This window comes from Sneathiella sp. (genome assembly GCF_047631475.1).
Taxonomy (GTDB): domain Bacteria; phylum Pseudomonadota; class Alphaproteobacteria; order Sneathiellales; family Sneathiellaceae; genus Sneathiella.
In genome coordinates, this window is the sequence record NZ_JBLHZT010000001.1 from 18,812 (window position 1) to 32,537 (window position 13,726).

Consider the following 13,726-nt stretch of genomic DNA (forward strand, 5'->3'; position numbering starts at 1 on the left):
GCGTAAGAGGGTTGCGATGAGTAGGCAAGAAAAACACTGGCACCGGCCCGCAATGCTGGAAATCCTGCAGGATGTTTCGCCAGTGCAGGAAACGATGCTATGTCGGGATGTGGCTGAGTTTTTCCGTCAACGCGAAACCGTTCGCGGTGTGGCGGTGTTACGTTCTGGGGTTCCGGTGGGGGTCATTTCCAGAGACGAGCTGATCATAAAAATGGCAACCCAATATGGTCATGCTGTTTATGGGAAGCGGCCGGTAAGCGAACTCATGGATACCAATCCATTGATTGTCGATGTGCAGACCCCGCTGGATGATGTGGAAAGATGTATTGCAAACGGGTATCCGCAAGCTCTTTTATCAGGTTTCGTTATTATCAGGGATGGATTGTATCTGGGGATGGGAACCGGTCTGTCTTTGTTGCGAGCCGGCGTAGAAAGAACGCGTATCAGAAATGCAGATCTTGTCAAAATCAGTCAACAGGCACAACAGGCCAATCAGATGAAATCCCAGTTCTTGGCAAATATGAGTCACGAGCTGAGAACGCCGCTGAATGCGGTTATCGGGTTTTCTGAACTGATCGCCTCTGAGGCCTACGGTAAATTGGCAGAGCCGCGATATAAGGATTATGCGCAGGATATTCTGGACAGTGGGCGTCATCTTCTTTCCATGATTAACGATATTCTGGATATGTCCAAGATCGAAGCGGGGCGTTACGAGCTTCAAGAAAATTCAATTGACCTGAACCGTCTAACCGCGAACGTGGTCAAGATGTGCCATGTTCTGGCAGTGGAAAAAGGCGTTCATCTGGGCTGTCAGTGTAAGGTGGGAACGCCGATCTTACGGGCAGATGAAAGAGCCTTTAAACAGATACTGTTGAACCTGATTTCAAATGCGATCAAATATACACCGCCGGGCGGGACGGTTCTTGTTGAGTGCGAGGAACTGCAAAGCGGTGATTTGCAAATCGACGTGATTGATACGGGTGTGGGGATCCCCAAAGCCATGACTTCCAAGATGCTGGAGCCATTTGCACAGGCTGGAACGGACATCAATAACAAAACACAGGGTACCGGATTGGGGTTACCAATTGTGAAAGCGCTGGCAGAGTTGCACCAGATGGCGTTTCAGTTGATCAGCGAGTCTGATGCCGGAACGACAGCCCGCCTCGTCGTTCCGCACGCACGGGTGGAATGGCATCATTTAACATCTGCCACGTCCGCCGGTGTTCTGCCGCCCAAAGCCGCGGTGATTTCCTGTGCAAATTGAAAGGCCGTTTGGCCGAGAACGGGAAGACGCTCTGCAGAAATACGGGCGGCCGGACCGGAAATGGAAACCGCTGCTAATGGTTCTGCATATTCGTCATAAATTACACTGGCCACACAGCGCAGGCCCACCGCATGCTCTTCGTCATCGATCGCAAAACGCTGGCGCCTGCTTTGAAGGAGCTCCCTTTTTAACCGGTCGCTGTCAGTGAACGTTTTCTCTGTTAGTTTGGGAAGTCCTCGAAGGGATATTATTCTGTCAATATCGGTGTCATCCATAAGCATCATGATGGCTTTGCCGACCCCGGAGCAATGAAGAGGCACCCGATTGCCCGGTTTTGAATATACCCGCATCATTTCGCGGCTTTCCACCTGGGCCATATAAATGACATCATCGCCTTCGCTAATCGCAAGATTAACGGTTTCCCCGCTTTCTTCCATCATTCTTCTCATGAAAGGGCGCGCGACGCTGACAAGGTCGCGAGAGGAAAGAAAACCATTGCCGGTGACAAAGGCCTGCATGCCAATTTGCCAATGACTGCTATCGCGATCATATTGAACGTAACGTTCTTCTTGAAGGGTGGTTAGCAGTCGATGGCTGGTTGAGGGGGCAAGACCCAAGGCACGTGAAATACCCGTGAGTGTCATGCCGGGTGGATTTTCCGCAATGACATTTAGCACGCTTAAGGCTCTGGTCAGAGACTGGACTTGGCCGGTACGGGATTTTGTCGGGCTGGTTTCGGATGCCATAGGTCGATTATTCCGTATTGTGAAAACATTTCCAATTTATATTCCACTGAAAGAAAGAAACTGTCAATATGGGTGAAATTTACTGGCTCACGATTTGAGTGACGCCCACTATGTCAAAGAAAGGGTTCGCAATGGCAGACCGCATGCAGATCGGAACGTTGCAGGTTGCAGAAGAATTAGTCTCGTTGGTGAAAGATGAAATCATCGTTGGTCTGGATCTTGAGGCGGAAAAGGTCTGGCAGGTTCTGGAAACAATTCTCAACGATTTTGCACCGAGAAATCGGGCATTGCTGGAAAAACGCGAACTCCTGCAGGAAAAGATTGATAACTGGCATCTTACCCGAAAAGGCGAAGCCCCGGACCCGGCAGCCTATAAAGCTTTTCTGATGGAAATTGGCTACCTTGTGCCTGAGGGCGATGATTTCAAGGTGACAACCGATAACGTTGATCCTGAAATTGCATCCGTTGCCGGGCCGCAGTTGGTTGTCCCTGTTATGAATGCGCGATATGCCCTTAATGCGGCAAATGCCCGTTGGGGAAGTCTGTATGATGCGCTTTACGGCACCGATGTCATCTCGGAGGATGACGGCGCGACAAAAGGCGGGGGTTATAACCCTGCGCGCGGGGCAAAGGTTATCGAATATGCATCAACATTTCTGGACGATGCTGCCCCATTGGCGACCGGTCAGCATAAAGATGCAAAAGAATATGCCCTCGACAGCAAGGGTGAGTTGCAGGTCACGTTGCTGAATGGCTCGAAAACTGGCCTTGCCGATCCAGATAAGTTTGTTGGATATATAACAGATGGGCATTTAACCTCAATCCTGTTGAAAAATAATGGTTTGCACCTGGATATTCAAATTGATGCTGCCCATCCAGTTGGTAAGGACCATCCCGCCAATGTGAAAGATGTGTTGGTAGAATCGGCACTGTCGACCATTCAGGATTGTGAAGATTCTGTTGCTGCTGTTGATGCTGAGGATAAGGCTCTGGTTTATCGGAACTGGTTGGGCCTGATGAAAGGTGATCTTGCCGATAACTTCGAAAAAGGCGGGACGTCTGTCACTCGAAAATTAAACGAAGACCGTGTCTATACGGGCAAAGACGGCTCAGAAATTGTTCTGCATGGCCGCAGCCTGCTTCTGGTTCGGAATGTCGGGCATTTGATGACAAACGGGGCCGTTCTGGACAAAGACGGACGGGAAGTGCCAGAAGGAATTCTGGATGCGGTTATGACAACAGCCTGCGCGCTGCATGACCTCAAAAAAACGTCAGGTCTTAGAAACAGTCGGGCTGGCAGTGTTTATATTGTGAAACCCAAAATGCACGGCCCGGAAGAGGTTGCTTTTACGAACGACCTTTTTGCGGCAGTTGAAGATGGTTTCGGTCTTGCACGGAATACCTTGAAGGTAGGCGTCATGGACGAAGAGCGGCGGACAACCGTTAATTTGAAAGAATGCATTCGCGCTGTATCTGAACGGCTTTTCTTCATTAATACGGGATTTTTGGACAGAACGGGTGATGAAATCCATACCAGTATGGAAGCGGGCCCCTTCATGAGAAAAGATGATGCCAAGGGTGAGGCATGGATTGCTGCCTATGAAGACTGGAATGTGGATATCGGTTTGACTGCGGGTCTGCCCGGACATGCCCAGATTGGTAAAGGAATGTGGGCGAAGCCCGATGAGATGGCAGAAATGATGGCCGCTAAAACCGGGCATCCGATGGCCGGTGCAAACTGTGCCTGGGTTCCTTCGCCGACAGCAGCGACCTTGCATGCGATGCATTATCACACCATTTCAGTTGCCGCCCGTCAGGCGAAATTAGCAGATCGCCCGCGCGCAAGCCTTGATGATATTCTAACGCCGCCTCTGATGGCTGGTCAGAATTTGTCAGATGCCGAAATCACGGCAGAGATCGAAAATAACGCTCAGGGTATTTTGGGTTATGTTGTGCGCTGGGTTGATCAGGGCGTTGGATGTTCAAAGGTTCCGGATATCAATAATGTGGGACTGATGGAAGATCGGGCCACGCTGCGCATTTCCAGCCAGCATATCGCTAATTGGCTACATCATGGCATTTGTACAGAAGATCAGGTTATGCAGATTATGAAACGGATGGCCGCAGTTGTGGATGATCAGAACGCGGGTGATCCGATCTACCAGCCAATGGCAGAAGACTTTGATGGTTCCATCGCCTTTAAAGCGGCCTGTGATCTGGTCTTTAAAGGGCGGGTTCAGCCAAGTGGCTATACAGAGCCGATCCTGCATGCATGCCGGTTGATAGCGAAGGCCCAATAGAGCCTTGCTTTGTAGCGCTCCGATTTTTTGTTCCTAAAAAATGCTATTTATAGGTGTTGCAAATTGTGTTTCAACACTACTGATAAATGTATATGCTATCCGAATAGCGTTTCAGTTTCGCTTCATTGAACCCCAGAAAAAAATGAAATAAGGGGTTTCAAGGCGAAACTGAGCGGCGGGAAAATGGGGCATTGGGAGCAAGTAGTTGAGCGTAAAGAGTCGTCAGAAGAAAACATCAGAGTCTGCACATAAGGCTATGGAGCTTGGCCCACTAGAAACAAATGTCGGCTATTTTATGCGGAAATCAGTGTTGGCGGCGCAAAGTAGTTTTTTGAAAGAATCCGGCGTAAAGCTGCTGACAGGGCAATATTCCGTCATGGAAATTATTGCCCAAAATCCCGGCCGAACCCAGTCCGCGATTGCTTGGGCAGCAGGTTTGGACCGTTCCTCGCTGGTACCAATTTTAAATCAGTTTGAAAAAAACAATTTGATCACCCGCGAACCGGTTGAACGCGATAAACGCGCATATGCTGTGTCCTTAACTGAAAAAGGCCAGACGGAACTTGCAGTTTTAAGGGAACAGGTGGTCAAAATGGAACAAAAGTTTATCGATGGGTTAGGGGCCCGCAATCATCAGCAACTGATTACCTTGCTAAAGAAGTTTCAGGACATCCTTTAAGATCGAAACCCCCGCAGTCTTTTCTGTTGAGCGAAAAATGTGGCTTTTAGCCAGTCAAAACCGGCCTGTATTCTCTGGGTTTGGTAAAGATCCGGATGCGTTGCAATCCAGGCTTCCCGGTACAGGATCGGCTTTTCGCCACTGAGACGGATAAGGTCTGGATGGGCGTCTCCCATGAAGCAGGGTAGGATACCTGACATTTTAGTGTGCAGAACGGCGTTCAGGATCGAGGCCGCTGACGGGCATCGAAGGCCAATATGGGCATCTGGGCAATTGGTTCGGATCCATTTCATTTCGGGAAGGTCTTCATATATTTTATCATAAACAGCCCAGACAGGGGCGTCGGTGTCAGGCGCCTTATCGTTATGGCTTCTGTGATGGTAGACAGAAAAACCGATATCGGCCAGTTTTCGGATTGTCATCGCTCCGCTTGTGGGGCGGGCCAGACGGACAGCAATGTCAGCTTCAAATCGATCAATACCCAGATTTTCACTACTGCCAATAAGCGAAAGCTCGATATTCGGGTGGGATTCCTGAAATTCCGACAATGACGGCATGATGATTTGATTGATCAGGCTTTCTACGGCTGTAATTCGCACAGGGCCAGAGGGTACAATTATTAAGGCGGACCAGCTTCACCAGACCTGTCTTGCTGGTCTTGCGGATCGTTTCTCTATACTGGTTCCAACCCATACATCATTTGCAGTGGAATCCTGATCTTGAATTTCAGCCGAATTGCATTGGCGATTCGGCTTTTCCGCCATATTTTTTTCAACATACTAATAGTTGCTAAAGAAAAAATTAAAAATCTATATGATGGTATGATCAGCGGCCCTCAAGATATAGTAGGTTATGTCGGGCAAGAGGCATTAAGCCTACAATTTAAACTTTTATCGTGCATTTTGGAAATTTATTTTCAATCAATGCGCTTGTTATTCACTTTTAAAGTGCGTTACTTTCTATGTCATCAACTAACTTATTGGGAGGGCATAATGCAGCTGATGTTCAAAGATATTGGAAATACGATCTCAATTAAAACCTGCTACTCTCGTTTCCTGAGTTCTGCCGCTGTATTGACACTGATGCTCCTTCTGTCGACGGTTTTACTTCTGAATAACGAGGGCGGCTTGCAGGAAACTGCGCAAAATGAAGCGCTTATGCTCGTACAAAAATAGTGTTTTGTTGAGGTTGCCTAAATGCTGTTTGGATTGTTCGTCTACACGCATGTTATTTAAAGTATTAATTAGAATTTATTGGAACGATAGGCTGTTCCTCACTTTTATTTAAGATTCTCATCCTAAGATACGCTAGACACAAAAATATTTTCGAAAGTAAGTATAGCGATAGTGTGTATGGCGGAAACAATAAGTCAGTTAGAACGATATAGGGCGAAAGCGATTGGCACGAATGTCAACGCCGTGTCTTTATTGGCGACAGATTATCTGAACCATTTTAACGAGGCCTTGATGCTCGCTGAATTGGTAGCTGATATGCCTGAAATGCTGGACGATTTTCTGATATGGCTGCCTAAACATTACCGGGATCATTTCCGCGAGAGTGGGATTGCAGATAAAGAGTTGGCGATTGATGCATATGATGTTTCGCCGCCTGAATATCGCGTACCGTTTGAGAGTAATGTCAAAATCCTGAATAAGCAGCTAAGCCTGCTGCAAAAATCTCTTGATCGTGATCGTGATCAATTACAAACTCCTGAAAAGCGTGAGTTTATTGCGGCGAAATGCTCGTTAATTCGTGGGCTGATAGACCGAATTGGTGGTATAATAAACGGGCAGGTCGCTGAAAAAACCGCCGCTAATAAAGACGCTCAGCGACAGACCCAGACGGACCAGCAGAAACCGGTTGAGCCCGCGGCACCCGCTCGCCCACAGCCCAAACCGACGTCGGAGGTTATCGAAGTTTCTGGCGGCGAGCTATTGGACCAGTCTGATATTGATGCATTGTTCGATTAATCTGGTACGGTAAAGTTATGAACATTTGGTATGTTTCAGAGGCAAAAATTCTTTGGATTAGCGCGGTGATCGCGTGTGCCCTGCTCATGCCCCTACCTCAAGCGCGCGCTTTATCTGCCGGACAATGCAGAGACACTTACAAAAAACCTGAAATCCGGCTTCTTCTGACAAACGCCAAAACAGCGCTCATAACCAATAAATCTTCATCGCAAATCAAGCGTATCGCCAACCGCACGGGTGCTTTCAAGCCAACAACGGCAGGACAGCTTCGCGGTTTGACCTATACAAACGATGGGTACGAATTCAGCCTGAAGGTTCAGGGAAGAAAACTGGCCGATGGCCGTTATTGCGTGCGGCTGACGCAAATCGATTTCAAATATGGCATGCGAGAGGCGCAGATTTTCATTGACCGTAAATACAAGCCGGGGAGCTGTAATTTCAAGGTCGTTCTGGCGCATGAACAGGAACATATGAAGATCAATATGGCGGTTCAGCAAGACTTCACGAAAATGATTGATGACGCATTGCAAAAAATCGCCGAAGGATTGCGTCCTGTCCTTTCCAGTTCGGTGCAGAGAGCCGCAGATTCGATGGAAAACGCACTTTATCATGATTTGAAGCCGGTTATTCGAGAGTTTCAAAAACAAAAAAGAAAAGCCAATTTGAAGATCGACACACCGAAAAGCTATCAACAGGTACAGTCCCGTTGCGCGGGCTGGTAGCAATCGGAAGTCTTTAAAGTGAAAGCTTCTGTTTTCTCCCAATAGGTTAGTGGCACCCTCCCCAAATGCATGCGAAACCTTTTCTTGATCGAGAACTTCTTTCAGATCTGATACTGCAGTGAGAAGTTCTGGCAAACCTGTGCTATCGTCAGAAAATTGACGGTCAGGAGGCCAGAAAATGACGAATGCCAAAGGTGGATGCCTATGCGGAAAGCTTCGATACGAAGTGTTAAAGCAACCGGCCCGTACGACCATTTGTCATTGTAAATTCTGTCAGCGTGCCACTGGTTCGGCTTATCTGGTGGAGCCGATATTTGAAAGTGCGGACTTCAAGATAACTCTGGGGACACCAAAGCGTTACACACATTTATCTGAGGGCAGCGGGAAGGAAGTTTACATTCATTTCTGTGACAATTGCGGGACCAAGTTGTTTTTAACTTTCGAACGATTTGATGGCGTCATCGGCGTTTACGGCGGAACTCTAGATGACCCCAATTGGCTGAAAATAACGCCGGAAAATGCCAAGCATATTTTCTTGGGAGAGGCGCTGCGGGGCACTGTTGTACCGCCGCATTTCGACACATTCAAAAAGCACGCAACCGAAAATGACGGTGCTCCGAACGCCGCGACGATCTTTGCTGAAGCTCATATTATTGACACTGAATAGTACCATTGGTCGGTTCTTTTCGCGTTGGTTGCAGGGCTTTGAAGGTACAGAGCAATAGAACCTTGGTGTTTTGCACCGGGTGTTCTCATCCTCCAAACCAGTTGTTTTTGCCTTTTATTAATCTATTTCGGTTTAAATGATCTGTCAGTCTGTTTGCGGCATAAGCAAAGGGCTTATTGGCCCGGAGAAGAGTAGATGATTATTGGCAAAGATATTCAGGAAATGCTGTCGAAACTGGAAAGTGAGCGCGCTTCCGCTGGTGCTTCTGGTGAGACAGTATACGCGGAAAACAGGGCCTTCCGGCGCAGCCGTGTTGTGTGGGAAGCCAAATTGAAGATGTGCTTCAATCAGGTCACTCTGAAAGGTGAAGTGCGGGAAATAACGGGCGTTGTTCGGGATATTTCTGCAAACGGGGCAAAAGTCGACTTGAGCGAGCCCATTTTCGAAAAAGCGGATCTTGAACTTCATATCCCGAAATTGGGGATGTTCCGCTGCAATGTGGTTTGGCAGGATCACACACGGGTGGGCATTCAATTTGTCGACAACCCAGATACAATCTTTGCTCATTTAACGCGGATCTTACCGAAAGCGTAACCCTTATTCATGTTTGATCATCGCTTTCAACCGGCATCAGCGCTTCTTTTGGATTCGCAATCTTCCATGCGATATAATACGCGCGTTGCTTTGTTGAATATCGGCTTTGGTGAAGTTGAGGCGGTTAGCAATCATTCAGAATTCATGGAGCGATTGGAAAAGAAGCATTTCGATCTGATCGTTGGAGACAGCCGCAGTGTTGGCGAGGATACGTGTGATCTCATTAAGAAAATCCGCCATAACGCGATCGGTCATAACCCTTTTGTCAATGTGATCGTGACGCTTTGGGATGCGTCGCCCGATGTTGTGCACAGCACGATTGATTCCGGGACGGATGATCTGATCATCCGGCCGATGTCGAACGCCCATCTGCGAGACCGCGTAAGCGGGCTGGTGACGGCCAGAAAGCCGTTTATTGTGACAAGTGACTATATTGGACCAGAACGACGTCAGATCGTCCGGGGGATGTCCCGTGTGTCGCAGATGGTGGTCCCTAACTCTCTTCAGGCCAAGGTTGAGAATAAACCGGAGTTAGATGCCACGCCGGAGAATATCAAACATGCTCTTCAAGCGGTGAATGATCGAAAGATTACGATTTATACCGAACTGTTCCTTCATCATTCTTCCCGAATTCTATCGTTGGCGGCAGATCCCAGTAAATTGCAGGAACGTCAGGAACTGATCAAGGACATGCTGAGTATGAACGAAGATTTGGAGAGACGAATTGTCGGAAGTGAGTTTAATCATGTTGCGGCATTTTGTGATGCGTTGCGGGATCTGCTGCGCCGTTTATTGACTTCTAATGAGGATCTGAAAGAACAGGAACAGGAACTGATGATGCAAATTCCATTTGCCATTCACAAAGCATGCAAAGAATTACGCCAGTCTGCGGATCTGGCATTTGATATCCAGGATTTAACGAGCATTTTGAAAACAGCTAGTCAATAATTCTCTGAATGAGCGGGAATTTGTCCAATATGGACTACTTTCCGGATTTCGGTCGACCTATATTATAAACAGGGCTAGAAATGTATTGGTGTAAAAGCCAAATTGGGAAGTGGAAAAAAAACAGGTATGACTGAAAAAACAAGACAGGAAAAAGGGTGCCGCCGCAGGTCTGTCATCGGGATTTTTTGTCTTAGTTTTATATTGGGGATGTCTGCATTAACCGCTCTCGCTCCGGCCCAGTCAGTAACGTTTTTCAGGATCGGCACAGGCTCAACGTCAGGCACGTATTTCCCGATTGGTACACTTATCGGTACGACAATTACAGGACCGCCCGGTAGTCGTTCCTGCGAAGACGGCGGAAGTTGTGGGGTCCCCGGTTTGATTGCCGCGGCGCAAACCACGCGCGGTTCCGTTGCCAATATTAAAGGTGTTTTATCCGGAAATCTGGAAACAGGTTTGGCACAGTCTGATATCGTTCACGCTGCGGCCAAGGGACAAGGCGTCTTTAAAGGGAACAAACAGGCGCAGAAGGATCTGCGCGTTATCGCCAACCTTTACCCTGAAAATGTTCATTTGGTCGTCAGAAAAGCAGCCAATATCAAGACCGTTGCGGACCTGAAGGGAAAACGCATTTCCATTGATTTGTCCGGATCGGGCACGCGCGAAAATGCCAAGGCGATTTTGTCCGCTTATAAAATCGGTGAAAAAGATTATATTCCGGTCACCGCTAATCCTGATAAATCTATCCGTTTTTTGCAGGAAAATAAGCTGGATGCGTTCTTTTTTGTCGCAGGCTATCCGGCAACGGCTGTTGCGGAACTTGCGTCAAATGGACTTGTAGACCTTTTACCAATCACAGGGAAAGAAGCACAGGACCTTATTCAGGCCCATCCGTTCTTTTCCACCAGTGATATTCCTGCAGGCACATATACTGGAATAGGGGAAGTTGAAACTCTGGCGGTGAGTACGCAATGGATCGTTAGTGCCAAGATGGAAGATGATCTGGTTTACGCCATAACCCGGGCGTTGTGGCACCCTAGAAACCGTGTGCTTCTGGATGGGGGGCATGCAAAAGGCAGGTTGATCCGGCTGGAAACGGCCTTGGAGGGGGTTGGTGATCTTCTTCATTCCGGCGCGCGAAGATTCTATATGGAAATCCGGTCCGAAGAGGACGGCTAATTCATCCTGATTTATTTTCTCATGACATAATGTGTAAAATGGTAAAGATCCCAGCCGATCATGCTGTGTTGGCGGTGTTCTATAAATGTATAAAAAAATGACAAGGAGATAATTGTGATCCCGCATGTAACGCAAGACGAGGTTGCATCCTCAATTCCGATTAATCTTGTTGCACCAGACGCTTTTTCGGGCTGGTGTGATGGTCAATCTGACCGCGTGAAGACTTGGATTGATGCAAATGGTTTTACCGGAAAAGAAGGGCAGCATCTGGTTATTCCTGGGGATGATGGCGCGATTAACTCAGTTGTTTTAGTGAAAGAAACGACTAGCTGGGATATCTGGTCACTTGCAGGTTTACCGGAAAGCCTACCGGAAGGCATTTATCATCTTGCTATGGAGCTGGAGGCGAGCCTCGCAACGGAAGTTGCCGCAGGGTGGTCGCTTGGGACCTATATCTTCGATCGCTATAAAAAAAGCGAAGCCACATTTGCCACGCTGGTGATGCCTGAAAATGCCGATGCTGACGAAATCAAAAGACTGGTTTTCGCGACCAATCTAGCCCGCGATCTGGTCAATATCCCAACATCCGATATGGGGCCACGTGCCTTGGAAGCGGCAGCTTCTCAAATCGCTGGAGAGTTTGAAGCGCGTCAGACCAATATCGTAGGGGATGATTTGCTCACCTATCATTACCCGATGGTTCATGCGGTTGGCCGCGCCTCTTCCGAGGCCCCGCGGTTGATCGATATGGTTTGGGGAGACAGCGATGCACCAAAGGTGACCATCGTAGGTAAAGGTGTGTGTTTTGATACAGGTGGTCTGGATCTTAAACCTTCGGCGGCGATGCTGATGATGAAAAAAGATATGGGCGGTGCTGCAATGGCCCTTGCGCTATCCCATCTTATTATGGATGCGAATTTGCCCGTCCGGTTGCGCGTTTTGATACCGGCTGTGGAAAACGCTGTTTCAGGGAATGCGTATCGCCCCGGGGATGTTCTCATCAGTCGGTCCGGGAAAACTGTTGAAATCGGGAATACGGATGCCGAAGGTCGATTGGTTCTTGCCGACGCCATGACGGCAGCGGACGAGGAAGAGCCTGATCTATTAATTGATTTTGCTACGCTGACAGGCGCTGCGCGGGTTGCCGTCGGTACTGAATTGGCAGCAACATTCACGGATGATGAAGGCCTGTTTGACGGGATTGAAAAGCACGCAAAAGCGGTTAATGATCCTGTTTGGCGGTTGCCTCTCTGGTCGGAATATAGATCACTGATCGACAGCAAAATTGCTGATATCAACAATAGTGGCTCTACCGGTTTTGGGGGGGCAATTACAGCGGGGCTTTTTTTAAAAGAGTTTGTTGAGAAAAGCAAAAGCTGGGTTCATTTTGATATCATGGCGTATAACAATCGCGCCCGCGCAGGTCGTCCGATTGGCGGTGAAGCCTTCGCGATCCGCGCTGTTTATTCCTATCTCAAAGAACGGTATGCCCGCTAAGAAAGGATCAGTGAGTTACTGATCCGTGAAGGCGAGTTTTGCGCCGAGGGCCGTGAAGGCCCCGGCAACGCCTCGCCGAAACCACACCAAAACATTAGGTCGACTGGTGATTTGATGTCTTAACTGGGCGGCAAATACACCGTAGAGAATAAAAACGGCAAAAGTCATCACCATAAAAATGGCCCCGAGGCCAGCCATCATGCCGGTTGGGGAGGGGCTGTTTATGGGGACAAATTGAGGCAAGAAGGCCAAAAAGAAAATCGACAATTTGGGATTGAGACAGTTGATCGCAAAACCGGTAAAGATGGTTGAAATTGCGCTTTTTCGGTTCGCTTCCTGATTTGTAAAACTCAAGCTGCCCTTATCCTGCAAGGTTTTCCAAGCAAGATAAAGAAGATACGCCACACCAGCATATTTGACGCCCTGAAAAAGAAGGGCGCTGGTATGAAGCAATGCCGCCAATCCGATGATGCTTGCCAAGAGATGGGGCAATATTCCAAGAGTGCAGCCGAAGGCGGCCGCAATGGAAAACGCAACCCCCCGGGATAAGCCGGACACAACGGTATATAAAACGCCTGTTCCGGGTGCCAGAACGACAATAAACGACGTTATCAAAAATTCAGGACTCACTTTTTATTCCTTTTTTGCGACCCGTAGACCCTTTTCCATTTGCCGTAAAAAAGCAAGGATGTTTCTGTTTCGCTTGCGTAATGAAAACAGATGTGGCACCATTCAACAATGCAGGGACATAGCAATACACAAGCGGTTCTGAAATTATGGGAGCAATCCCTTACGGAGTTAATCCGGCGGGATGGCCCGGATCTGTCCGCACGCCAGATGGCGATAATGCTCATCGTGTATTTGGACCCTCCGCCCCATACAGTTCGTGGATTGGCGGCGCATTTGAAAATTTCCAAACCGGCTGTAACCCGCGCACTTGATACGCTCAGCAAGCTGGACCTTTTGAAACGCCGTCCGGATGAACGGGATAAGCGATCGATAACCGTGGCACGAACTGTCAAAGGATCTGTTTATCTGAGCGAGTTTTCCGAAGTAATTGAACAATCTGCCTGGCATCATCTCGCTGAATAAGACGGATTTAAACTTGCGCCCTGTCTTCTTCCTGTCATATGGCGAAGGCATGTATTGTTTATCACAGT

General features: G+C 48.3%; 15 protein-coding genes. 12 read left to right on the forward strand and 3 right to left on the reverse strand.

What is annotated here, in order from left to right:
* Positions 1–16 precede the first annotated feature (16 nt).
* Entirely contained in the window at positions 17–1,264 is a 1,248-nt protein-coding gene (locus tag ACJAYR_RS00105; RefSeq protein ID WP_415234713.1) for an ATP-binding protein, read from the forward strand.
* On the opposite strand, the gene ACJAYR_RS00110 is transcribed toward ACJAYR_RS00105, so the two are convergent.
* A complete protein-coding gene (locus ACJAYR_RS00110) occupies positions 1,195–2,010 on the reverse strand; it encodes an IclR family transcriptional regulator (RefSeq protein ID WP_415234714.1) in 816 nt (271 codons plus the stop codon). The genes ACJAYR_RS00105 and ACJAYR_RS00110 overlap by 70 nt on opposite strands.
* Before the next feature lie 131 nt (positions 2,011–2,141).
* On the opposite strand from ACJAYR_RS00110, the gene ACJAYR_RS00115 reads away from it, so the two are divergent.
* Together ACJAYR_RS00115 and ACJAYR_RS00120 are read left to right on the forward strand one after the other, a co-directional pair.
* Positions 2,142–4,310: a malate synthase G gene (locus ACJAYR_RS00115; protein WP_415234715.1), complete on the forward strand. Its 2,169-nt coding sequence runs from the start codon at positions 2,142–2,144 to the stop codon at positions 4,308–4,310.
* 205 nt (positions 4,311–4,515) lie between these two features.
* Positions 4,516–4,989 (forward strand): MarR family winged helix-turn-helix transcriptional regulator, encoded by a 474-nt coding sequence (locus tag ACJAYR_RS00120; protein ID WP_415234716.1) that lies wholly within the window; start codon positions 4,516–4,518, stop codon positions 4,987–4,989.
* Here ACJAYR_RS00120 and ACJAYR_RS00125 read toward each other — a convergent pair.
* On the reverse strand, positions 4,986–5,588 hold the full coding sequence (locus tag ACJAYR_RS00125) for a substrate-binding domain-containing protein (RefSeq protein WP_415234717.1): 603 nt from the start codon (positions 5,586–5,588) through the stop codon (positions 4,986–4,988). The two genes, ACJAYR_RS00120 and ACJAYR_RS00125, sit on opposite strands and share 4 nt — an antisense overlap.
* A 393-nt stretch (positions 5,589–5,981) precedes the next feature.
* On the opposite strand from ACJAYR_RS00125, the gene ACJAYR_RS00130 reads away from it, so the two are divergent.
* The 8 genes from ACJAYR_RS00130 (at position 5,982) to ACJAYR_RS00165 (ending at position 12,566) form a co-directional block, all read left to right on the forward strand.
* Complete coding sequence (locus ACJAYR_RS00130) at positions 5,982–6,164, forward strand: hypothetical protein (RefSeq protein ID WP_415234718.1); 183 nt, start codon at positions 5,982–5,984, stop codon at positions 6,162–6,164.
* 177 nt (positions 6,165–6,341) lie between these two features.
* The gene (locus ACJAYR_RS00135) at positions 6,342–6,959 is read left to right on the forward strand and encodes a hypothetical protein (RefSeq protein WP_415234719.1); all 618 of its coding nucleotides are present in this window, start codon (positions 6,342–6,344) and stop codon (positions 6,957–6,959) included.
* 17 nt (positions 6,960–6,976) lie between these two features.
* Entirely contained in the window at positions 6,977–7,681 is a 705-nt protein-coding gene (locus tag ACJAYR_RS00140) for a hypothetical protein (RefSeq protein ID WP_415234720.1), read from the forward strand.
* A 178-nt stretch (positions 7,682–7,859) separates the two neighbouring features.
* Positions 7,860–8,348, forward strand: coding sequence for a GFA family protein (locus ACJAYR_RS00145; protein ID WP_415234721.1), 489 nt, complete (start codon positions 7,860–7,862; stop codon positions 8,346–8,348).
* 195 nt (positions 8,349–8,543) lie between these two features.
* Positions 8,544–8,942 (forward strand): PilZ domain-containing protein, encoded by a 399-nt coding sequence (locus tag ACJAYR_RS00150; protein ID WP_415234722.1) that lies wholly within the window; start codon positions 8,544–8,546, stop codon positions 8,940–8,942.
* A 9-nt stretch (positions 8,943–8,951) separates the two neighbouring features.
* The gene (locus ACJAYR_RS00155; RefSeq protein WP_415234723.1) at positions 8,952–9,890 is read left to right on the forward strand and encodes a response regulator; all 939 of its coding nucleotides are present in this window, start codon (positions 8,952–8,954) and stop codon (positions 9,888–9,890) included.
* A gap of 126 nt (positions 9,891–10,016) precedes the next feature.
* Entirely contained in the window at positions 10,017–11,069 is a 1,053-nt protein-coding gene (locus tag ACJAYR_RS00160; protein ID WP_415234724.1) for a TAXI family TRAP transporter solute-binding subunit, read from the forward strand.
* Positions 11,070–11,186: 117 nt separating this feature from the next.
* Complete coding sequence (locus ACJAYR_RS00165; protein ID WP_415234849.1) at positions 11,187–12,566, forward strand: leucyl aminopeptidase family protein; 1,380 nt, start codon at positions 11,187–11,189, stop codon at positions 12,564–12,566.
* Between the two features lie 15 nt (positions 12,567–12,581).
* On the opposite strand, the gene ACJAYR_RS00170 is transcribed toward ACJAYR_RS00165, so the two are convergent.
* Entirely contained in the window at positions 12,582–13,196 is a 615-nt protein-coding gene (locus tag ACJAYR_RS00170; RefSeq protein WP_415234725.1) for a LysE family translocator, read from the reverse strand.
* A 108-nt stretch (positions 13,197–13,304) separates the two neighbouring features.
* On the opposite strand from ACJAYR_RS00170, the gene ACJAYR_RS00175 reads away from it, so the two are divergent.
* Positions 13,305–13,658, forward strand: coding sequence for a MarR family winged helix-turn-helix transcriptional regulator (locus tag ACJAYR_RS00175; RefSeq protein WP_169543326.1), 354 nt, complete (start codon positions 13,305–13,307; stop codon positions 13,656–13,658).
* Positions 13,659–13,726: the final 68 nt, after the last annotated feature.

Excerpts from the sequence above, each read along its gene's own strand:
- ACJAYR_RS00105 (WP_415234713.1), top strand. The coding sequence starts at position 17 with ATGAGTAGGCAAGAAAAACACTGGCACCGGCCCGCAATGCTGGAAATC.
- ACJAYR_RS00110 (WP_415234714.1), bottom strand. The coding sequence starts at position 2,010 with ATGGCATCCGAAACCAGCCCGACAAAATCCCGTACCGGCCAAGTCCAG.
- ACJAYR_RS00115 (WP_415234715.1), top strand. The coding sequence starts at position 2,142 with ATGGCAGACCGCATGCAGATCGGAACGTTGCAGGTTGCAGAAGAATTA.
- ACJAYR_RS00130 (WP_415234718.1), top strand. The coding sequence starts at position 5,982 with ATGCAGCTGATGTTCAAAGATATTGGAAATACGATCTCAATTAAAACC.
- ACJAYR_RS00135 (WP_415234719.1), top strand. The coding sequence starts at position 6,342 with ATGGCGGAAACAATAAGTCAGTTAGAACGATATAGGGCGAAAGCGATT.
- ACJAYR_RS00140 (WP_415234720.1), top strand. The coding sequence starts at position 6,977 with ATGAACATTTGGTATGTTTCAGAGGCAAAAATTCTTTGGATTAGCGCG.
- ACJAYR_RS00145 (WP_415234721.1), top strand. The coding sequence starts at position 7,860 with ATGACGAATGCCAAAGGTGGATGCCTATGCGGAAAGCTTCGATACGAA.
- ACJAYR_RS00150 (WP_415234722.1), top strand. The coding sequence starts at position 8,544 with ATGATTATTGGCAAAGATATTCAGGAAATGCTGTCGAAACTGGAAAGT.
- ACJAYR_RS00155 (WP_415234723.1), top strand. The coding sequence starts at position 8,952 with ATGTTTGATCATCGCTTTCAACCGGCATCAGCGCTTCTTTTGGATTCG.
- ACJAYR_RS00160 (WP_415234724.1), top strand. The coding sequence starts at position 10,017 with ATGACTGAAAAAACAAGACAGGAAAAAGGGTGCCGCCGCAGGTCTGTC.
- ACJAYR_RS00175 (WP_169543326.1), top strand. The coding sequence starts at position 13,305 with ATGCAGGGACATAGCAATACACAAGCGGTTCTGAAATTATGGGAGCAA.